This is a genomic window from Rhizobium sp. Root1203, from assembly GCF_001424945.1.
GTDB lineage: Bacteria > Pseudomonadota > Alphaproteobacteria > Rhizobiales > Rhizobiaceae > Rhizobium.
Genome location: NZ_LMCW01000012.1, coordinates 356,120 through 377,005 on the forward strand (window position 1 = coordinate 356,120; position 20,886 = coordinate 377,005).

Sequence of the window (20,886 nt, forward strand, 5' to 3'; positions counted from 1 at the left end):
CCCTGTGTCGGTGTGACCTCGAAGTAGAGCCCGGGTGTGGCACACTCCTGCATTTTCGTGGGAATTTCGCTCTGGAAGGGCCTGATCCAGGTGGTGTACCANCTGTGTCGGTGTGACCTCGAAGTAGAGCCCGGGTGTGGCACACTCCTGCATTTTCGTGGGAATTTCGCTCTGGAAGGGCCTGATCCAGGTGGTGTACCAACTGTTCTTGGGAAGCGGCAGATAGGTGGTGTAAAGCACCGCGATCTTGACGCCCTTGTCCTTCAGCGGTTTGCAGAAGGATGTGTCGATCGGCTCCTGACAGCGTTCGCCGGTCTTGGCTTTGGTGCAGTTCGCTTTCTTGCTGTCGCCTACGCCGTCCGAGACGAAAAACAGGATCTTCTGCGGCTGGGATTCGGTGTTGCCGTCGCCGGGGTTCACGATGATCTTGTTCATTTGCGTCAGCGCACTGTCGAAGCTGGTTTGCTGGTCGTTGTTGTAGCCCTGCTTGGGGATCGACATGAGAGTGACGGCACTCGTATAGGTAGCGACTTTGTCCAGGTCGGTGATCGGCGGCGAGATCGTGGTCAGACGCCCGGCCCCGACATGACGCTCTCGATCAGCCGCGCGCTCGCACAGGGCAAGAAGGCGGCACTCTTCGCTGGCGCCTCTGACGAACGGGCGGCTGCCGTCGGGCACTGCCGATNTCGCCTACGCCGTCCGAGACGAAAAACAGGATTTTCTGCGGCTGGGATTCGATGTTGCCGTCGCCAGGGTTCACGATGATCTTGTTCATTTGCGTCAGMGCACTGTCGAAGCTGGTTTGCTGGTCGTTGTTGTAGCCCTGCTTGGGGATCGACATGAGAGTGACGGCACTCGTATAGGTAGCGACTTTGTCCAGGTCGGTGATCGGCGGCGAGATCGTGGTCAGATTGGCATCCTCGGCCTTCTTGCCAAAGGTATAGACGCCCATCTTGAACTGATTGTCCGACGCACGCTCGGCCTTGGCCGTTTCGGTSAGCTTCTGTTCCTCCTCCACACCTCCACGGATCCGCTGATCCTGACGCTCTACGAAAANATCACCGCGGGACCGATGATGAGGCGGCCAAGCAGCGTCGGTGATCGGCGGCGAGATCGTGGTCAGATTGGCATCCTCGGCCTTCTTGCCAAAGGTATAGACGCCCATCTTGAACTGATTGTCCGACGCACGCTCGGCCTTGGCCGTTTCGGTGAGCTTCTGGGTTGCCTGACGCACGACGTCTACACGTAACGTGACGCCATTGTTGCGAGCGATATTGTAGTAGCTGTTCTTATCCTCGACACCCGCTTCCGACACGATATGGCACGCGAAAGCGCAGGTATCGGACGTCTTCCTTTCCATCGTAGCGACGTCAGCCGGCGTTGCGCCGACGCCCATGGACGGCGTGTTGTCGAGCAGGATGTAGAAATCGATGAACGAGGCTGTCTGGAACATCGCCGTGGCGGTACCGGCGATCTTGACGTCCTGTCGACCGAAAATCCGCATGAACGTGGTCGGGACCGATGCATTGAATGAAACGGAGGAGGTGAGCTTGTTCGCGGTTCTATTCACCTGTACGTCGACCGCAACCTGGTCAGCGGTCAACTCGCCTTGCATCTGGGCACTGAAAATGCCGCGTGCGTCGTCCTTGCCCACGGATATGGGACCGTCACCGGTCATTTTCATCGCTGCCGCGGCCGCGCTCGACTTTTCCGCGATCGCGCCGACTGCAGCCGCGTCCGCAGCGGCGTAAAGCTGAGTCCGAAGGCTCAGAGCGTGTGCGAAATCTATCGCCACGCCTGCGGAACCGATGAGCGGCACCATAAGGATGGCCGTCAGGACGCCGAAATTGCCGGAGCGGTCGGCGAGGAAGCTGTCAAATCTGCGCACCAAATAGTCCCACGATTCCACCATAGCATTGGTGTGTGTAGCGGGGTCTTCATGACCGCACGATTTAAGGCATGGAGCATCTGTATGCGAGAAACTTAAATTTGATGCAAATGGTCTTGGTAGACTGAACGTTAATACTGAGGGTGCGGCGTCGCATACATGCAGTGTCGATCGACGGCTCCATGGCGTTTCAAGCGACTGAAACGCTGCTATGCAAAATGGCGCTAAAGGTTTATAAGCCGCCCAACATTTTTAGGACGAGACATCCCGCCACGCGCGGGATGCTGAAACAGGTGAGTGAGATGGCACAGAATTGGACTCCGAGCAGTTGGCGGCAAAAACCGATCCAGCAGGTTCCGGATTATCCGGATCAGGCGGCAGTAGCAGCGACGGAAGCCCAGCTTGCATCTTATCCACCGCTTGTCTTTGCAGGTGAAGCGCGCCGTCTGAAGAAGCATCTTGCCAATGTCGCGGAAGGCAACGGCTTCCTGCTTCAAGGCGGCGATTGCGCAGAGAGCTTCGCCGAGCACGGCGCGGACAACATTCGCGACTTCTTCCGCGCGTTCCTGCAGATGGCCGTTGTCCTGACTTTCGGGGCGCAGTTGCCTGTCGTCAAGGTAGGCCGCATCGCCGGGCAGTTCGCCAAGCCGCGTTCTTCGGGCATCGAAACCCTGGATGGCGTCTCGCTGCCGAGCTATCGCGGCGATATCATCAACGGAATCGAATTCACGGAAGAGGCCCGCATTCCTAACCCCGAACGTCAGGCCATGGCCTACCGCCAGTCCGCCGCGACGTTGAACCTGTTGCGCGCGTTCGCGATGGGTGGCTATGCCAACCTAGAAAACGTGCACCAGTGGATGCTGGGATTCGTCAAGGACAGCCCGCAAGGCGAGCGTTACCGCAAGCTTGCTGACCGTATCAGCGAAACCATGGATTTCATGAAGGCAATCGGCATCAGCTCGGAAAACAATCCGAGCCTGCGCGAGACCGATTTCTTCACCAGCCATGAGGCGCTGCTTCTCGGCTACGAAGAAGCCCTGACCCGCGTCGATTCCACGTCGGGCGACTGGTACGCGACCTCCGGCCACATGATCTGGATCGGCGACCGTACGCGTCAGGCCGATCATGCGCATGTCGAATATTGCCGGGGCATCAAGAACCCGATCGGCCTGAAGTGCGGCCCGTCCCTGCAGGCAGACGACCTTTTGAACCTTATCGACATCCTGAACCCGGCGAACGAAGCAGGCCGTCTGACCCTGATCTGCCGCTTCGGTCACGACAAGGTTGCCGAGCATCTGCCGCGCCTGATCCGCGCTGTCGAGCGTGAGGGCCGCAAGGTCGTCTGGTCCTGCGATCCAATGCACGGCAACACGATCACGCTCAACAGCTACAAGACACGTCCGTTCGAACGGATCCTGTCGGAAGTGGAGAGCTTCTTCCAGATTCACCGCGCCGAGGGCACGCATCCGGGCGGCATCCATATCGAGATGACAGGCAAGGACGTGACGGAGTGCACGGGCGGCGCCCGCGCCGTGACAGCCGACGATCTGCATGATCGTTACCACACGCATTGCGATCCGCGTCTTAACGCCGATCAGGCGCTCGAGCTGGCTTTTCTGCTCGCCGAGCGGATGAAGGGCGGACGCGACGAAAAGCGCCTGGCCGTCAACGGTTGATCGAACTCGACAGTTGAAACTGAGAACGAGCCCGGCCGCAACGCCGGGCTTTTTCGTTGTATCTGCGCTGCCTGTGGACCTCCGCGAGGGAAAGGTTGCTCAGACGCGCGAACACTATCCGATGCGGGTCGCTGCCCAGTGTACGGCCTTGTCGAGCTCGGCAAATTTGGCCGATTGCCAATGAAAATAATCTTCAATGAATGTGCGGGAGAGCCAGAGATTGCCACGATTGCGCGGGGCATTCCATCCCAGCAGACCGGCCGCTTCTGCCTTCTTGAACATCCGCTTGACGTTCGTCAGCGAAATGCCGAACTCGTTGGACGTTTCGACGAGACTGACACCCTCGAGCACAATGCGATCGTGCTCACGCGCATCGTCGGGCAGACGCCTGATGAGATCGTGAAGAACGAGGCCGCCGACGTCGGACCAGAGAAAGTGACCGATGCTCTCACGTGGGTCTCTCCATACCGGTTCCAGGCAGAGAGCAGCCGCAGCACGTGGCTGCGCAATCTGGAAGAGGCGAGGGACCGATATGACGAGTGCGGCGCGGTTGCCGCCGTCGAGCCGATCGAGGCAGGACATATGACCGAGGAACCATGAGTGCATCGCTTCCTCGCTGATCTCGGTGGTCTCGAGGCGACGCAGCCGGCGGTCCGGCGTTTCATCGGGAACATCGCGCAGGAATTTGTAGGCAACCAGTTCTGCCAAGAAGGATGCAGCGGTATTCCTGCTTGCCACCTTGAGATCGCTTGCCACCTGCATCAGCCGGCTCGCTGTCAGGCCGGAAAGGGGATCGCTCGGGTCCCGGCCGGCATGCATGGCGAAGAGTGTCTGCGTGAGCAGCCATTTCCGATGCGATGCCGCCAGTCGCGCGAGGCGCGGAGCGCGCCTGTGAATGCCGATGAGGTGTGTGGCGATCTCGCGTTCTATCGCGAGAAACGAGGGATGATGAAGGATTTCCTCGCGAGAATGGAGTCTGCCCGTGAGTATCTGCCTTGGTGAGGATCTGGAAACGTCATCCATTTCTTTTCCGCTGCATGGTTCGTCGCGTGTCGATTGCTCCTCTTACATTTGCGACGTTAATTCAACGTGCCGTGCATCCCGCATCGCCCCAATCTCCGGGTATAGTTAAATCAAGCGCTTGCGCGTTACGGATTTCACCGTGTCAATTGCTGCGACAGGCGCGCGATGTCCTCGCGCATGGCGGCAATCTCGGTCAGAACCTGCAGGTCGATCTTCTGGTGAAGGGACAGCACTTCCAATTCCGCCTTCAGATTTACCTCATAGTCCTTCGCGGCCTCGAAGCGGTCGCGCTCGGCCTGCCTGTTCTGCGACATCATGATGATCGGAGCCTGGATGGCGGCAATCATCGACAGGATGAGGTTCAGGAAAATGAACGGGTAGGGATCGAATGGCTGGGTCGTGAGGACAATCGTGTTGACGACTGACCAGAAGACCAGGAACACTAGGAAGGCGGATATGAAGCCCCAGGAGCCGCCGATGCGGGCGATCGAATCAGACAGGCGTTCGCCGAGCGAAGATTCCGCCTGGAGCGCCGCATTGATGTCGGTGGAGATGATCTTGCGCTCATGTGCTTTGGCTAAAACGCGTTTCTCGACATCGCCTAGCTCGTCGGCGGACTTGTCAAAGTGAAGGTGAACGAAATTGGGCAGGCTGTGCATGGATCGACTCCCGAGACTGTATTCTTAGGTCGGGGCGAGTATTCCGTTATGCCGTGAAATTGCAATGCGACACGCAATACGCTGGTTCGGATCAGGAACTCGGATTGTGTATCCAAGCGTGCTGAGGGAAGAAGCGCTCGAGCGTCTGGGCTTTGCCGAACATGATGTCATGCTGGATATAGCGGTAATCGCGCACCAGTGGATCAAGGTTCTTCGGATTGAGAACCCAGTTCGGGGAGGGTGTATTGTCGCGCGCAATGAGTTGATATCGGTCAACGACGGAGTACTTCTTCTGAACGCGGCCGAGGAAGCCGGTGTAGTACGGGTGCTCGTAGCCCGCGAATTTCAGCAAATGGTAAGGCAGCAGAGAAGGGCTGATGGTGCCGATGTCCCCCTTCGATCCCTTCTTGTTGGACCAAATGACCAGCGGCGTTTCGTGCTCCTGCTTCATGACACTGACCGATGCCTTGCGGGTTGCCACCTGATCCGGCATATAGCCCGTGTCCATGTAGACATTGCCAAGCGGGGGAAGATGGTCGCCCCAAAGCACGATGATGGTTTCGCGCTCGCGCTTTTTGGCCCAGTCCACAAGCATCTTGAAGCTGTCGTCGGCTTCCTTGACCCCTTGGGTGTAAGTCGCCAACGTTGCACGGTCGGCGTCCGTCAGATGGCCTTGAATATCGATGGTGTTCTTGGCGTAGCGGTCGGCTTCGTAGGGGCCATGTCCTTGCAGCGTGACGGCAAAGAAGAAGAAGGGGCTGTCCATCCCATGGGCTTCCTGCATGATCTCCTTCATCAGGGAATCGTCCGAGGCGAAGATGCCGCGCTTTTCCATCGGCGGCATGGTTTCTTCGCTGCGAAACTCTTCGAAGCCGAAATCCTTGTAGACCTCGTTGCGATTCCAGAACCAGCCGCTGAACGGATGCAGCGCCCGCGCCGCATAGCCCTCTCCGCGGAAGAACGTTGCAAGCGACGGAACGTTCGTACGGACGTATTGCTGATAGGGAATGCTTCCGTATGGAAGAAATGCATTCGAGAAGCCGGTCAACGCCTCGAACTCCACATTGGCCGTCATGCCGCCGAACTCCGGCGAAAAGACGTAACCGGATTGGGCTGCGCGGATATTCGGCAACGGATCTTCTGACAGCTTCAACGTCTTCAGGCGCGTCGGATCCCAGAAGGATTCGCTCATCAGCATGATGACATCAGGCTTCTCGCGCGGCCCGCTCAGATAACCATAGTTGCGTGCGGGAATGGCATCGAGCGCTTGGCCGCCGAAGCCGGCTGGAGCAGCGACGTCGGCCATCGGAATGTTGAAGATGAAAGCCAGGACAAACCCGTTGCTGCGGTAATTCTCCTTCTGGTCCCACATCATCGGCACGACCTGCAGACGATCGCGGATCCAGGAATACTGGGAATAATCCATCAGCGAAGCGAAGGCGGCGATCACCGGCAGGCCGAGGCAAAGGCTTCTCGTGCGGCTGCTGCGCGACAACTTCGGAAAGTGGCGCCAGGCAAAGCGCCAGGCGAGGGCGATTCCGATGACCGAGAGCAGAATCCCAACGGCAAGTGCCACGGCCATGAACGGACGGTCGCGGACCATGACCGGCAGAAGCTCCATGATCTGCCGTCCGAAAAGCACATCCGATGGATAGAGCGGGTCCGAAAGATAGTGCTGCTTCTGATTGGAAACGAAGGCCGGAACGAGCACAGCAGGCAAAACGATCAACGCGGACAGAAAACGCCGGCCGAATACCGCGTCGAGCGACAGCATCAGCACTGTCAGCATCGCGACTGTCGTCATGCCGGGACGGGCGGTCGACGTCAAGAATTCACGGACATCAGAGGCACCGCCGCGTGCGATCGATTCGACAGCAACGGTAGCAGCAAGCGCGATCAAAAACGACAGAGCGACGCTGCTCGCCCCGCGCAACGCGGTCGGGCGTCCGCTTGCACCGACACGAGTATAAAACGACGCGACGCGCATTGCCGCTCCGGACCTAAAGACTTGCGCGATCAACGGTGAAACTCCAGTGTCATCGAACCTTCATCGAACTGTCACATCTCGGTCATGAACGCCAGATGAACCGATTAGGTTTCCGGCATGTATGGCTTTTTTGATCGAATTGTCCTCAACCCTTTCTCCTGAACCGGCTTCGAGAAGTATCCTTGCGCGAGGGCAGGTGGTGGCGTAGTTCAGGCCACTAGTTTGAATCTGAGTTTGAGGAGGCTTTTCGTGCGCAGTTCGGTGGAGATCTTTAATGTCCGGACAGGCGTGTCCCGGATCGTCTGGCAAACCGATCAACTTGTCGAAGCGCCGAATTTTTCGCCCGATGGCAGCTACCTGCTGCTGAACGGGGAAGGGCTTCTGCACCGTCTTGCACTCGACGGTTCAGGCGTGGAGACGGTCGATACGGGCTTCGCGGTCGCGTGCAACAATGATCACGGCATCTCTCCGGACGGTTCGCAGATCGTCATTTCCGACAAGACCGAATTCGGCAAGTCGGCGATCTACGTCCTGCCTGTCGGAGGCGGGACTCCCCGCCTGGTCACGAAGAACCTTCCGTCCTATTGGCACGGCTGGTCACCCGACGGTCAAGAACTTGCTTACTGCGGCATCCGCAACGACCTGTTCGACATCTACACGATCCCCGTAAGCGGTGGCGAGGAGAAGCGCCTCACCCACGGAGAGGGCCGCAACGACGGCCCTGACTACTCCTTCGACGGCCAGTGGATCTACTTCAATTCCAGCCGCACAGGTCTCATGCAGATCTGGCGCATTCATCCGGATGGAACAGGTCTCGAACAAATCACCCACGACGACTACGGCAACTGGTTCGCCCATCCTTCGCCCGACAATGACAAGGTACTGATCCTTTCCTACGATTCTCAGGTGTTCGACCATCCGCGTGACCTCAATGTCAGACTGCGGCTGATGGACATGGACGGCGGTAATCTGACGACACTCTTCGAACTCTTCGGCGGGCAGGGCACGATCAATGTACCCAACTGGTCCCCGAGCGGTGACGAGTTCGCTTACGTCCGTTATTTCCCGGCGTCGCCCTGACCGATTGCGTTCGGCGACATTTCACGACATAGGTTGCCCGTCGGGTGCCCGCATGATGGCGGGAGAATCGGGAATTCGGTGCAAGACCGGAACGTGCCCAACGCTGTAAGGCTGACGTTTGCCGCACAAATGCCACTGGCTACATGCCGGGAAGGCGCGGTAGGCGGTTGACGCCAAGTCAGAAGACCGGCCCGACAATCGTAGACTGACCCGCGTGGACGGCGGGCGGTTGTATTGTTGGGGATTGACGATGCGACCAGACCATTCCGGCTCTCAGCCGAGAGCCGTAGCCTTCTCTGCGGATGAACGCAGGGCGGTTTACCGGGCAATTGAGACGCGACGGGACGTTCGTTCGGAGTTTCTGCCTGACAAGATACCGGACGACGTGATCAGCCGCCTTCTCGGAGCCGCTCACCACGCACCCTCCGTCGGTTTCATGCAGCCGTGGAACTTCATTCTCGTGCGCGACGCGGACGTCAAGTCTGCCGTGTGGGAGGCCTTCAATCGTGCCAATCTTGAGGCTGCCGAGATGTTCTCGGGCGAACGGCAGCGGGCCTACCGGTCGCTGAAGCTGGAAGGCATCCGCGGCGCGCCGCTTGGGATCTGCATCACCTGCGATCCGGATCGGTGCGGCGACGTGGTGCTTGGACGGACGCACAATCCGCGCATGGATTCATACTCGACCGTCTGTGCGATACAGAATCTCTGGCTGGCAGCGCGAGCGGAAGGGGTCGGCGTCGGCTGGGTCAGCATCTTCCACGAAGCCGACCTCAAGCAGATTCTCGGCGTGCCCGAGCGGGTCGAGGTCGTCGCATGGCTCTGTGTCGGCTATGTCGACCACCTCTACGAGGAGCCCGAACTCGCCGTCAAAGGGTGGCGGCAGCGAATGCCGGTCGCGGAGTTGATCTTTGCCGATCGCTGGGGCAATTGCGACGAGGGCAAATAGCTCCTACCGCTGCTGCGGCTGAGCACCGGTGGTCGCCGGGTTCTTGAGGTCGATTGCCCCTTGGTCACCGGCCAGAAAACGGGGGCCGACCTGACGCACGTTGCCGCTCTGCGGATCATAGGGCCGGTCGGGCACCTGTGATTGCGGAACAGGCGCCGTTGTCGCAGGTATCTCCGGCTTCTTGGTCTCTATCGTGGTGATCGAGCCCTGTTGGGGTAATTCGGCGACTGCGGCCCGGTTCCTCCTCATCTGATCATAGTAGGCAGGGAGGTCGCAACTGCAGGACGACTTTTCCCCAGGCTTGCGGTTCTTGTAGGCAAAGGCGTTCGGCATCGCGCTGTAGGGTGAACCTGTCGCCGTGGAGATCATGTCCGACGTCTCTCCGATGGAGACGTCGTGATAGAAAAGCTCCGTGTCTACGCCCGGGCACATCTTCGCGCATGTTTCGGCGTCGCGTGCGAAGTCCATGGAAGTCGCATTGGAGCTGAGCGGAAAGAAGCCTCCGTCGCAGGTGCGTACGCAGACCGTGTTGAGATGGGAAAGAGGTTGCATGCCGGGCGCCGCGTAAGACCTCCGGCCCTGGGCGCCGCCGAGGGGTATGAACGTGTCGTTGCGCATCGCCTGATCGTCGACGCTCGGAGGCGGTGCGTATTGGGGATCATCGGGGAAGGACGGCTCAACGTTGCAACCGTTGGCGTCGAGTGCGGCGATCAATTCGTTGCGGGTGCGGGTGTCGTCGCTCTGCGCCCGCAATTCGTCGCGGCGCTGCTGCAGATAGCTGATGTTGTCGGCCATCCTGGCTTCCGCCTGTTCAAGCTCACCACAGTAGTCGGCATTGTCGCCGCCGATCGTCACCATGCTTCCGGCGCTGCACCCATTGCGTCGCAGGTCGCTTCTGACCTTTCGAAGCTCGAGGTTCTGCTCGGCGATCGCGCTCGCATATTTGCGAACCTCAGGCGTACTTCCGATCACCTGCGGCAGGTCCGCAAGGTGCGCGCGCAACTCACCACACGTTGGCGCAACCTGCGCATAGGCCGGTGTTGAAATGGCAATCAGGAGCGCAAAAGGCAAATTCCGGCGTTTCAAGGCATCGTCCCGTGGATGAGCAAATACCAGTGGATCGGGGCGGACGTCGGCCGCCCCCTTCCCGATAGCCTGTTTGTCTTAACAAGCTGCCGTTGAGATTCTAACGCATTTTCCCAATCTCTGCCAACTCAAGCCGGCTGGGACGCCTCCACGACAGCAAGGGCTGCCATATTCACCACGCCTCGGGAGGTGACCGATGGTGCCAGAATATGGGCCGGCATTGCCGCGCCGAGCAGGATCGGGCCGACATGCAGACCATCGGTCATCGATTTCACGACGCCGAGCGTGATGTTGGCGGCGTCGAGGTTCGGAAATACCAGCAGGTTTGCTTCGTCGTGCAGGGTCGTATCCGGCATTACACGCTTGCGCAACGCCTCGGAGATCGCGCTTTCGCCATGCATCTCACCATCGACTTCCAGTTCAGGCGCGGCATCGCGAACGAGCTGCAGGGCGGCACGCATCTTCGTGGCACTCTCGGATTCCCGCGAGCCGAAATTCGAATGCGAGACGAGCGCGGCGCGGGGCGTGATCCCGAAGCGCCTGATTTCCTCGGCCGCCAGGATTGCGGATTCGGCGACCTCCTCCGCGGTGGGATTGAAGGTCACGTAGGTATCGGTGAAGAAGGTGGCGCCACGCTGCGAGATCAACAGGCTCAGTGCCGAAAAGTCACGGACGTCCTTTCGCTTGCCGATAATCTGCCGGACGTCGCGCAGGTGCTTTTCGTAACGGCCTTCGAGCCCGCAGATCAGGGCGTCTGCTTCGCCCCGCTTCAGGGCCAGCGCACCGATGACTGTCGTATTGGTACGGACGATTGTGCGCGCGGCCTCCGGAATGACGCCGCGGCGACCGACCAGCGAGAAGTAGAGGTCGACATATTCGCGGAAGCGCGGATCGTCTTCCGGGTTGATTACATCGAAATCCGACAGCGGGCGGATGCGAAGTCCGTAGCGCTGCAGACGGGTTTCGATAACCTGGGGGCGGCCGATGAGGATCGGCTCGGCAATTCCTTCCTCCAGCAGGACCTGCGCCGCGCGCAGTACGCGTTCGTCTTCGCCTTCGGAGAAGATCACGCGCTTGCGTTCGGCATTCTTCGCGGCGGCGAAGATCGGCTTCATCACAAAGCCCGAGCGGAAGACGAAACGGTTCAGCTGATCGAGATAGGAATCAAAATCGGTGATGGGCCGCACGGCGACGCCGCTTTTGGCCGCGGCCTTGGCCACGGCTGGCGCAATGCGCAGGATGAGGCGCGGATCGAACGGCGAGGGGATGAGATAGTTCGGCCCGAAGACCGGCGTTTCGCCGGAATAGGCGCGGGCAGCGACGTCCGACGGCTCCTCGCGGGCAAGTGCTGCGATGGCGCGAACGGCGGCCATCTTCATTTCCTCATTGATCGTCACAGCGCCACAATCAAGAGCGCCACGGAAGATGTAGGGGAAGCAGAGGACGTTGTTGACCTGGTTTGGGAAATCCGATCGACCGGTGCAGATCATCGCATCCGGGCGCGCTGCGCGGGCTAGGTCCGGCATGATTTCAGGCGTCGGGTTTGCGAGAGCCATGATCAGCGGCTTTTCGGCCATCTGCGCCAACAGTTCCGGCTTCAGCACGCCGGCTGCCGAAAGCCCGAGGAAGACGTCCGCGCCGCCGATGTTTTCCGCCAGCGTGCGCGTCTCGCTCTTCTGTGCGTAGACGCTCTTCCATTCGTCCATCAGCTCGACGCGACCCTCGTAGACGAGCCCCTCGATGTCATGGACCCAGATATTCTCGCGCCTGGCACCGAGCGTGACGAGAAGGTTGAGGCAGGCGAGGGCCGCAGCGCCGGCGCCTGAGGCGACGATCTTGACCTCCTCGATCTTCTTGTTGGCGAGTTCAAGGCCATTCAGGATCGCAGCCGCGACGATGATGGCCGTCCCGTGCTGGTCGTCATGGAAGACCGGGATCTTCATCTTTTCGCGCAGGCGGCGCTCGATCTCGAAGCATTCAGGCGCCTTGATGTCTTCCAGGTTGATGCCCCCGAAGGTCGGTTCAAGGGAAGCGACGGTCGAGACCATCTGCTCCACGCTGTTGGCGTCTACCTCGATATCGAAGACATCGATGTTGGCGAACTTCTTGAACAGGACGGCCTTGCCTTCCATGACAGGCTTGGAGGCAAGCGGGCCTATATTGCCAAGGCCCAGAACGGCAGTTCCGTTGGATATAACGGCAACAAGGTTGGCGCGCGAGGTATAGTCGGCGGCTGTCTCCGGATCGTCGCGGATGGCGAGGCAGGGAGCAGCGACGCCGGGCGAGTAGGCCAGAGCGAGGTCACGCTGGTTGCCGAGCGGCTTGGTGGCCTGGATCTCGAGCTTGCCCGGACGGGGATAGCGGTGAAAGAAGAGCGCCTGTTCGTCGAGGCTTCCACCTGCCATGTTGTTTTCCGTCTTGGACTTGTCGTGATGATCCATCATCGCCTCCGGGCTGCCGCACATGCTGTCGTTGGTGCGCCTTCCATACATCAATAAAAACGCGGGAACAGTCTGAATTTCGGTTCTCTCGCGAAAACACCTCGAATGTGGACACTAGCTGCGGGCACCGTGCACCGTCCGAAATCCCGCCAAACACCGCAATGTCATCATCCTGAAACACGAGTCTGGTTTTCAAGGACCAGATGAACAATGGGACACGGGCAGGATGCTTGTGAAGGACAATATGGATACCCGCCACTTCCGTACGCTCTTTATCTCCGACGTGCATCTCGGCTCAAAGGCCGCGAAGGCGGACTTTCTTCTCGATTTTCTGAAATACCACGACGCCGATACGATCTTCCTCGTCGGCGACATCGTCGACGGCTGGCGCCTGAAACGCAGCTGGTATTGGCCGCAGGACTGCAACGACGTGATACAGAAGTTGCTGCGCAAGGCGCGCAAGGGAACACGGGTCGTCTACATACCCGGCAATCACGACGAGTTTCTGCGGGATTTCCCGGGCATGCACTTCGGCGGCATCGAAGTCGCCGAGCGCATGATCCATGAAGCTGCCGACGGCAAGAAATATCTCGTTCTGCACGGCGACGAATTCGACGTGGTCGTGCGCAATGCGCGACTGCTCGCTTATCTCGGCGACTGGGCCTACGACATCGCTATCATGATCAATGTCGGGCTGGCGGGAGTGCGTCGTCGTCTGGGGATGCCCTACTGGTCGTTCTCGGCCTGGGCGAAGCTGCAGGTGAAACATGCAGTGAACTTCATCGGCGAGTTCCAGAGGGTCGTCGCCGACGAAGCACGCAAGAATGGCGCGGATGGCGTCATCTGCGGGCACATTCATCACGCCGTCATGGAGGACATGGACGGGATCCGCTACATCAATACCGGCGATTGGGTGGAGAGCTGCACGGCGATCGTCGAGCATGAGGACGGCACCTTCGAACTGATCGAATGGCGCAAGAACGGCGAAGCGGTGCCCGCTCCCTTGGCAATTGCGCATCACGAGAAGCGCGAACTGGCACAGCAGGCCGCGTGACGGGGACCGGGCGGAAGTGCTGGCGTTGCTCGATCGCGACAGGCCAGGTTTATTTTTGAAATCGGTTTGGCAAGGCCATTTCTCGCCATGGTCGCCCCAGGGTTGACGTGTTAGGCAACGTTTAGTTTCCTCAGGTTCGACCCATGATTCCCGCCGATAAAGCCCCCGCAGCCGAGGGTGCGCCTGCGCACTTCCGATTGCTGAGCGCACTTTCCTACTGCGCACCGCTGCTCGTGAACGGCGTTGCCGTGCCGTTCTTTCCCGTCTGGCTGGCGCTTCACAAGTTCAACGATCATGAAATCGGCATCATCCTGGCAGTGCCGATGGTGGTGCGCGTTCTGGTCGCGCCCATCGTCGCCATGTATGCGGACCGAATGAAGGAGAGAGCGGACGTTCTTCTGTTTTCGGGCGGACTTTCGCTGCTGACGGCAATCGCGCTCTACTGGACGAGCACGTTCTGGCCTGTCCTGATTGTTTATACGGTACAGGGGGCGACTTTCTCTCCTTATGTTCCAGTGGTCGAGTCCATCGTCATCTCGGGCGTCCGGCGGTGGGGTCTCGACTATGGTTCCATGCGCGTCTGGGGGTCAGTGGCTTTCATTGTCTCCACTCTGGCAGGCGGGCAGCTGATCGGTCGCTGGGGCGGCCAGATGGTGCTGCCGGTGATGATATTCGGATTCGTCATGACCATGGTCATGGCGATGTTTTGTCCGCGCATCGGTCCTACGCGCAGGAGAGGCACGCCGGTCGACATTCCGGCTGCAACGGGCAGTTCGTTGCGACAGCCGCACCTGCTCGTGCTTCTGATCGGCGTTGCCATCCAGCAGGCAAGCCACGCCGTGGTCTATACGTTCGCCACGATCTATTGGCGCGACCTCGGCTTTTCGGGAACTGAGATTGCCGTGCTGTGGAGCGCCGGCGTGGCCGCGGAAGTCGCGGTGTTTTTCCTGTCCAAGCGATTGAGCCGGCGCTTCGATGCCTGGACCCTGATCCGTTTTGGAGCCGGCGTGAGCGTTTGCCGTTGGCTTCTCTTTCCCATGCATTGGGGTTTCCTGGGCTTCTTTCTGCTGCAATGCCTGCACGCGTTCAGCTATGCCTTCGTTCATACAGGCGTGCAGCGGCGCATTGTCGCCTCCGTGCAGGAGACACAGGAATCCTCGGCGCAGGGCGCCTATTTCTTCTACAACGGCATCTTCCTGGCCCTGATGACGCTCGCGTCGGGCTACCTCTACACATCGCTTGGTCTAGCAAGCTACTATGTGATGGCGCTCGTCGCCCTCGTGGGTCTCGGCCTTATCGTGGTGGCCTACTATCTTCAGCCCCAAAGAGCCGGTTCCGGAGGCCAGACGAGAGAGGCCTCGTAGCGCAGGCCGGGCTCACGGTCACGCGCGAGAAGCAGCGGGCCGTCAAGGTCGACGAATTCGACACCCTGCGCAAGCAGAACGGCGGGCGCCATGCCAAGCGACGTGCCGACCATGCAGCCGAGCATGATCTGGAAGCCGAGGCGTTGCGCCTCCCGTTTCATCGCCAGCGCCTCGCTCAGACCGCCTGTCTTGTCTAGCTTAATATTGATGGCGTCGTAGCGATCCCGGAGGCTGGCGAGATCGCCAGTATGATGGACGCTCTCGTCGGCGCAGACGAGAATTGGTCGCTCGATGTCGGCAAGCATCTCATCCCTGCCCGCCGGGAGGGGCTGTTCGACAAGGGCAATGCCGGCTTCAGCGGCAACGCGCAAGTGATGTTCCAATGTGTTTTCCGGCCAGCCTTCGTTGGCGTCCAAAATGATTGCCGCTTCGGGGGCCGCTGCCCGCACGGCGCGTATCCGGGTTTCATCGTCGGCTGTGCCGACTTTGACCTTGAGCAGTGCGCGCGTGGCGTTCGCCCGCGCCTGCGCGGCCATCACGTCCGGCTCCCCGAGCGAAATGGTGAAGGCCGTTGTCAGCGGCTGCGGGGCACTCAGGCCAAGCCGTGCTGCGACCGGCGTTCCAGTCAGCTTGGCTTCCAGATCCCAGAGCGCGCAATCGACCGCGTTTCGTGCGGCGCCTGGCGGCATCGCCCGCTGAAGCTCCAAGCGCGTGAGGCCGGCTTCCAGGAGCGGCCTTGCCGCTTCGATCTGGGCGGCGACGCTTTCCATCGTTTCGCCGTAGCGACGGTAAGGCACGCACTCGCCCCTGCCGACCGCCAGATCCTCACTAACGAGGCAAACGATCACCTCCGCCGAGGTTTTTGTGCCACGGGCGATCGTGAACGCACCGGCGATCGGGAAAGAGTCGGTTAGAATTTCGAGTGACCGTGGCATATTTGCAATCCTGCGCGCATGGAAATTTGATGTGGCTTGCGTATATTGAGTGCGAGCGGCGAACCGTAGTTCGCGAGTCGGCAATGTCGCCGCAAGCCTTGAAAGACACAAGCATTTTGAAGTCCGAGAACCGCAACGCCGCCTCACTGCATGTGGACGACCAAGCAAATGGTTCGGGTGCGCGCGTTCATCTTGAAGGAAGCTGGCGAAGCGCCAACATTCATTCCATTCTTCGAGACTTCGATCATCTCGCGGCTCGTAGCGCCGGCGATCTTACGCTCGATCTTTCCGGTCTTTCTGACATCGATACGGCGGGGGTCTGGTTGCTGTGTCGGCTGAGGAAACAAGTCGAAGGTGCCGGCGGAACCCTGCGGTTCGAGGGCAGCAATCCGCACATCGACGAGATGTTGGCCACCTTCTCGGAGGAGCCTGCAAAGCAGGAGCAGGAGGAGAGGCCGGCATTGTCCCTGGGGGAGCGGATCTTCGCGCCTATCGGCAAGATCATATACGATCTGTGGGACAATCTCGCTGCGGCGATGTACATCCTCGGCTCGGCGGTGCGTGGCGCACAGATGAAATTCGGCCGAGGCAGTGGCGTTTCGCCTGCATCGATCGTCAATCAGATCGATCATATGGGCGTTCGGGCCGTTCCGATCATCCTTTTGATGTCGTTTCTGATCGGCGCCATCATCGCGCAGCAGGGAGCATTCCAGCTGCGCTATTTCGGTGCCGAAGTCTTCGTCGTCGATCTCGTGGGTATTCTGCAACTGCGCGAAATCGGCGTTCTCCTGACGGCCATCATGATCGCGGGCCGCTCGGGAAGCGCCATTACCGCCGAAATCGGCTCCATGAAGATGCGCGAGGAAGTCGACGCGTTGAAGGTTATGGGGCTCAACCCGGTGGGCGTCCTGATCTTTCCGCGCCTTGTGGCGCTGACCGTCGCGCTGCCGCTTCTGACGGTCCTTGCCAACTTCGCCTCGCTCTTTGGTGCCGCTGTCGTTGCCTGGGGCTACTCAGGCATTACGTTTGCCAACTTCATTTCGCGGCTCCATGAGGCGATCACGCTCTCGACAGTGCTCTCCGGAATGATCAAAGCGCCCTTCATGGCGCTGGTTATCGGTATCGTTGCAGCCGTGGAGGGCTTAAAAGTGGGTGGCAGTGCCGAGTCGCTCGGCCAGCATGTGACGTCGGCCGTTGTGAAGGCGATCTTCGTCGTTATCCTCATGGACGGGCTTTTTGCCATGTTCTATGCGGCGATCAATTTTTAAGGACTGTACGTGGACGGACAACAGACAGAGACCAAAAGTGAAGAAGGGCGGGATATCGTTCTATCCGCGCGCGATGTCACCGTCGGCTTCGGGTCGAAAATCGTGCTCGACAATCTCAACCTCGATATCTACCGCGGCGAGATTCTCGGTTTCGTGGGGGCATCCGGCACAGGCAAGTCCGTTCTGATGCGCACCGTGCTTCGGTTGCTGCCGCGCCGATCCGGTCACATCAAGATTCTCGGCCAGGATTTCGATGAACTCGACGAGCCGCAGCGCAATGCGCTCGACATGCGTCTAGGTGTTCTTTTTCAGCAGGGCGCGCTGTTTTCTTCGCTGACCGTGAAGGAGAACATTCAGGTACCGATGCGCGAATATCTCGATCTGCCGGTATCGCTGATGGACGAGCTCGCCCACCTGAAGATACGGCTGGTCGGTCTCGCGGCGGATGCGGCCGACAAGTACCCGTCGGAACTTTCGGGCGGCATGATCAAACGCGCCGCACTGGCGCGCGCCCTGGCACTGGATCCCGAGCTTGTGTTCCTCGACGAACCGACGTCCGGTCTGGATCCCATCGGCGCAGCGGAATTCGACGAACTGATCGCAAAGCTTCGCGATACCCTTGGCCTCACCGTTTACATGGTGACTCACGATCTCGACAGCCTGTTTTCCGTATGTGACCGCATAGCGGTGCTCGGAAAGAAACGCGTCATGGTGGAGGGGACGATCGAAGACATGCTGGCCTACGACGATCCGTGGGTTCAGGCTTATTTCAAGGGCAAGCGCGCGCGTTCGATCGTGCCGCAGGACAGCCACGCCTCCGCCCACGACGGGCCGGCGCAAGACAGCCGCGGGAAGTGAGCGGATACGATGGAAACCAAAGCGAACTACACGATTGTCGGTTTTTTCACGGTGCTGGTCATCGCCGCCGCATTCGGCTTCGTCTACTGGATGGCCGAATACGGGCGCGGCGGACCGATGGTGGAGCTTGTCGTGCGCATTCCCGGCTCGGCGAACGGCCTCAGCGTAGGCTCGCCTGTCCGGTTCAACGGCATTCAGGTGGGTTCGGTGCAATCGCTGTCGATTGATGCCGACGATCCGCAGTTCTCGCTGGCATTTACCGAAGTAAGGGTGGACGCCCCTATCTATCCGTCGACGAAGGCGATTCTGGAGATTCAGGGGCTCACCGGTGCTGCCTACATCGAGCTTTCCGGCGGCAAGGTGGGTGAGAAGAATATCCTGCAAGAGTCGATCGATACCGGCAAACGGGCGGTTATCGTCGCCGATCAGTCGAGCGTGACCAATCTCCTGGCCACGGCGGACAAGATTCTCGACCGTGCAAACGACGCGGTCGGTCAGATCCAGGGTTTTGTGAAGGACGCACGAGGTCCGCTCACCAAGACATTGCAGAATGCTGAGACTTTCTCGGATGCGCTGGCGAAGAATTCCGACAACATCGACTCCTTCCTTCAGAGCGTCGGCCAGCTCTCCGAAACCGTGCGCAAAGTTTCCGGTCGCGTGGATTCGACGCTGGAGGCGGTCGAGGCACTCGTCAAAGCCGTCGATGCGAAGAAGATCGACCACATTTTGGCGAATGCGGAAACGATCAGCAACAACGTTGCCGACGCTTCGGGCGACCTGAAAGGCGCCGTCCAGAAAATCCAGGAGACGGCGACGACCTACAACGATTTCGGCAAGAAGGCGCAGGCAACTCTCGACAAGGTCGATACGCTCGTTGCGCAGATCGATCCGGCAAAGGTCAAGGGCTCGGTGGAAGATATCGCGCAGGCCACCAAGGATGCACGCGTCGCTGTCGCCTCCATAAAGGATGTTGCGAATACTGTATCTGCCCACCAGAAGGACATCGACCAGACCATCCAGAACGTCACGCAAATCGCGAACAAACTGAACGCAGCGTCGACGCGTGTCGATGGAATCCTCGCCAAGCTGGACACCTTGCTTGGGTCCGACAGCACGCAGTCGCTTTTTACTCAAGCGCGTAACACACTGGATTCGTTCAAGAAGGTTGCCGATAACCTCAACGCGCGCATTGGCCCGATCGCTGACAATCTGCAGAAATTCTCGAGCGGCGGTCTGCGCGATGTGCAGTCGCTCGTCAACGACACACGTTCGACCATGCAGAACCTCAACGATGCGATCAGCAATTTCGATCGCGATCCGCAGCGACTGATCTTCGGCGGCGACACTGTAAAACAATTCGACGGCCGGACGCGGCGTTAAAATGGGAACTCGGCATATGGCTGTATCGGATTTGTTCGTGCGTCGTTCGTGGCTGTCGAAACGCGCGATCGTACTGCCCCTGCTGGCGGTTGCCCTTGCGGGATGCGGGACATCGGCGAAGAACGATACCTTCGACCTGTCGGCATCCGTCAGCGGCGATGGAGGACCAGCGGCGAAGAACCGGCAAATCCTCGTACAGCAGCCGACGGCATTGAAAGCCCTCGACAGCGAACAGATCGTCATCCGTGTCTCCTCGTCGGAAATCCAGTACCTTGCCAAGGCACAGTGGAGCGACAAGCTTCCGCGGATGGTGCAGGCCAAGCTTGTCGAGGCATACGAGAATTCCGGCAAGCTCGGCGGCGTCGGAATTCCGGGGCAGGGGCTTGCGATCGACTACCAGGTTGTAACCGATATACGCGCCTTCGAGATCGCGACCGGCAACGGCGGTCAGGCTGTCGTCGAAATCTCCGCTAAAATTCTCAACGACCGCAACGGTTCCGTCCGCGCCCAAAAGGTGTTCAGGCAAGCCGTTCCGGCCGGTGGCGGATCGACCGACGGTTTTGTCAAGGCGCTGGACCGCGCCTTCTCATCTGTCAGCAGTGAGATCGTCGACTGGACACTGAAGTCGATCTGATCGGCATCGATATGGCCAAGGACACGAAGGGAGAGACGATCCGCATGCTCGGGGCCGACGACGTCGAGGCATTCCGGCGCATCCGGCTGGAAGCCTTACGTGCTGAGCCCTCGGCCTATGCCAGTAGCCTTGAAGACTGGGAGGGCCTTTCAAAGGACGAATGGACCAGGCGGCTGCTCGATGCTCGGGTGTTCGTCGCATTCCAACAGGACGACCCTGTCGCAATCATGGGCATGATAACGCAGGCGGCAAGCAAGATGTCTCACCGTGCAACGGTCGTTATGGTCTATGTTCGGGAAACAATGCGCGGAACCGGCCTCGCGATGAGGGTACTCGATCGGCTGGTTACTCACGCCTGCGATTGCGGCATACGGCAGTTGGAACTCGCGGTCAGTATCGAAAATGCAGCTGCCAAACAATTCTATGCGCGGGCGGGTTTTGTTGAGGCGGGCCTGATCCCCAGCGCGTTGCTGCATAGAGGCAGAGAAATCGACGAGTTCATCATGGTGCGGCGAATTGCACACTAAGGGGTTGGGGCCTGTCTCGAAGATTTTGTTGCCGGCGGGCTCTTTGAGAGCCAAGCCAGCAAAGATTTATCGTCTCCGGC

16 protein-coding genes, 3 pseudogenes and 1 riboswitch are annotated in these 20,886 nt (G+C 59.6%); of the genes and pseudogenes, 10 read left to right on the forward strand and 9 right to left on the reverse strand.

From position 1 onward, the window contains the following. Positions 1 to 102: 102 nt before the first annotated feature. From ASC97_RS12250 to ASC97_RS12255, 3 pseudogenes are all read right to left on the reverse strand, one after another. Positions 103 to 685 (reverse strand): annotated as a pseudogene (locus ASC97_RS12250) (hypothetical protein); the annotation flags it as partial. A 1-nt stretch (position 686) separates the two neighbouring features. After that, positions 687 to 1,056: pseudogene (locus tag ASC97_RS35285) on the reverse strand (hypothetical protein); the annotation flags it as partial. A gap of 1 nt (position 1,057) precedes the next feature. Continuing rightward, positions 1,058 to 1,912 (reverse strand): annotated as a pseudogene (locus ASC97_RS12255) (TadE/TadG family type IV pilus assembly protein); the annotation flags it as partial. Between the two features lie 278 nt (positions 1,913 to 2,190). Between ASC97_RS12255 and ASC97_RS12260 the strand changes: the two are divergent. Beyond that, on the forward strand, positions 2,191 to 3,564 hold the full coding sequence (locus ASC97_RS12260) for a class II 3-deoxy-7-phosphoheptulonate synthase (protein ID WP_057468615.1): 1,374 nt from the start codon (positions 2,191 to 2,193) through the stop codon (positions 3,562 to 3,564). A gap of 114 nt (positions 3,565 to 3,678) precedes the next feature. On the opposite strand, the gene ASC97_RS12265 is transcribed toward ASC97_RS12260, so the two are convergent. From ASC97_RS12265 to ASC97_RS12275, 3 genes are all read right to left on the reverse strand, one after another. Next, positions 3,679 to 4,587 carry a hypothetical protein gene (locus ASC97_RS12265; RefSeq protein WP_244481451.1) on the reverse strand — a complete coding sequence of 303 codons (909 nt, stop codon included), beginning with the start codon at positions 4,585 to 4,587 and terminating at the stop codon, positions 3,679 to 3,681. A gap of 134 nt (positions 4,588 to 4,721) precedes the next feature. Then, a complete protein-coding gene (locus ASC97_RS12270; protein ID WP_057468616.1) occupies positions 4,722 to 5,246 on the reverse strand; it encodes a DUF1003 domain-containing protein in 525 nt (174 codons plus the stop codon). 91 nt (positions 5,247 to 5,337) lie between these two features. Beyond that, complete coding sequence (locus ASC97_RS12275; protein ID WP_200959460.1) at positions 5,338 to 7,233, reverse strand: LTA synthase family protein; 1,896 nt, start codon at positions 7,231 to 7,233, stop codon at positions 5,338 to 5,340. Positions 7,234 to 7,482: 249 nt separating this feature from the next. On the opposite strand from ASC97_RS12275, the gene ASC97_RS12280 reads away from it, so the two are divergent. Beyond that, complete coding sequence (locus ASC97_RS12280; RefSeq protein WP_057468618.1) at positions 7,483 to 8,313, forward strand: TolB family protein; 831 nt, start codon at positions 7,483 to 7,485, stop codon at positions 8,311 to 8,313. Positions 8,314 to 8,338: 25 nt separating this feature from the next. Next, positions 8,339 to 8,522, forward strand: a riboswitch (cobalamin riboswitch). A gap of 41 nt (positions 8,523 to 8,563) precedes the next feature. Next, positions 8,564 to 9,259, forward strand: a complete 696-nt coding sequence (gene bluB / locus ASC97_RS12285; protein WP_057468619.1) for a 5,6-dimethylbenzimidazole synthase — start codon at positions 8,564 to 8,566, stop codon at positions 9,257 to 9,259. A gap of 3 nt (positions 9,260 to 9,262) precedes the next feature. On the opposite strand, the gene ASC97_RS12290 is transcribed toward bluB, so the two are convergent. Beyond that, positions 9,263 to 10,345 carry a DUF2865 domain-containing protein gene (locus ASC97_RS12290; protein WP_057468620.1) on the reverse strand — a complete coding sequence of 361 codons (1,083 nt, stop codon included), beginning with the start codon at positions 10,343 to 10,345 and terminating at the stop codon, positions 9,263 to 9,265. Positions 10,346 to 10,473: 128 nt separating this feature from the next. Further along, on the reverse strand, positions 10,474 to 12,786 hold the full coding sequence (locus ASC97_RS12295) for an NADP-dependent malic enzyme (protein ID WP_057469334.1): 2,313 nt from the start codon (positions 12,784 to 12,786) through the stop codon (positions 10,474 to 10,476). A 244-nt stretch (positions 12,787 to 13,030) separates the two neighbouring features. On the opposite strand from ASC97_RS12295, the gene ASC97_RS12300 reads away from it, so the two are divergent. Next, positions 13,031 to 13,840 (forward strand): UDP-2,3-diacylglucosamine diphosphatase, encoded by an 810-nt coding sequence (locus tag ASC97_RS12300; RefSeq protein ID WP_057469335.1) that lies wholly within the window; start codon positions 13,031 to 13,033, stop codon positions 13,838 to 13,840. A 143-nt stretch (positions 13,841 to 13,983) separates the two neighbouring features. Continuing rightward, positions 13,984 to 15,204, forward strand: coding sequence for an MFS transporter (locus tag ASC97_RS12305; RefSeq protein WP_057468621.1), 1,221 nt, complete (start codon positions 13,984 to 13,986; stop codon positions 15,202 to 15,204). On the opposite strand, the gene dgcA is transcribed toward ASC97_RS12305, so the two are convergent. After that, positions 15,156 to 16,139 carry an N-acetyl-D-Glu racemase DgcA gene (gene dgcA, locus ASC97_RS12310; RefSeq protein WP_057468622.1) on the reverse strand — a complete coding sequence of 328 codons (984 nt, stop codon included), beginning with the start codon at positions 16,137 to 16,139 and terminating at the stop codon, positions 15,156 to 15,158. The two genes, ASC97_RS12305 and dgcA, sit on opposite strands and share 49 nt — an antisense overlap. Positions 16,140 to 16,222: 83 nt before the next feature. On the opposite strand from dgcA, the gene ASC97_RS12315 reads away from it, so the two are divergent. From ASC97_RS12315 to ASC97_RS12335, 5 genes are read left to right on the forward strand one after another with little or no spacing between them, the layout of a single operon-like run. Beyond that, positions 16,223 to 17,407, forward strand: coding sequence for an MlaE family lipid ABC transporter permease subunit (locus tag ASC97_RS12315; protein ID WP_057469336.1), 1,185 nt, complete (start codon positions 16,223 to 16,225; stop codon positions 17,405 to 17,407). Positions 17,408 to 17,416: 9 nt separating this feature from the next. After that, a complete protein-coding gene (locus ASC97_RS12320; RefSeq protein WP_057468623.1) occupies positions 17,417 to 18,265 on the forward strand; it encodes an ABC transporter ATP-binding protein in 849 nt (282 codons plus the stop codon). Between the two features lie 9 nt (positions 18,266 to 18,274). Then, positions 18,275 to 19,645, forward strand: a complete 1,371-nt coding sequence (locus ASC97_RS12325) for an MlaD family protein (RefSeq protein ID WP_057468624.1) — start codon at positions 18,275 to 18,277, stop codon at positions 19,643 to 19,645. Between the two features lie 16 nt (positions 19,646 to 19,661). Next, complete coding sequence (locus ASC97_RS12330; RefSeq protein ID WP_057468625.1) at positions 19,662 to 20,279, forward strand: ABC-type transport auxiliary lipoprotein family protein; 618 nt, start codon at positions 19,662 to 19,664, stop codon at positions 20,277 to 20,279. Positions 20,280 to 20,290: 11 nt separating this feature from the next. Beyond that, positions 20,291 to 20,806, forward strand: coding sequence for a GNAT family N-acetyltransferase (locus ASC97_RS12335; protein WP_057468626.1), 516 nt, complete (start codon positions 20,291 to 20,293; stop codon positions 20,804 to 20,806). Positions 20,807 to 20,886 lie beyond the last annotated feature (80 nt).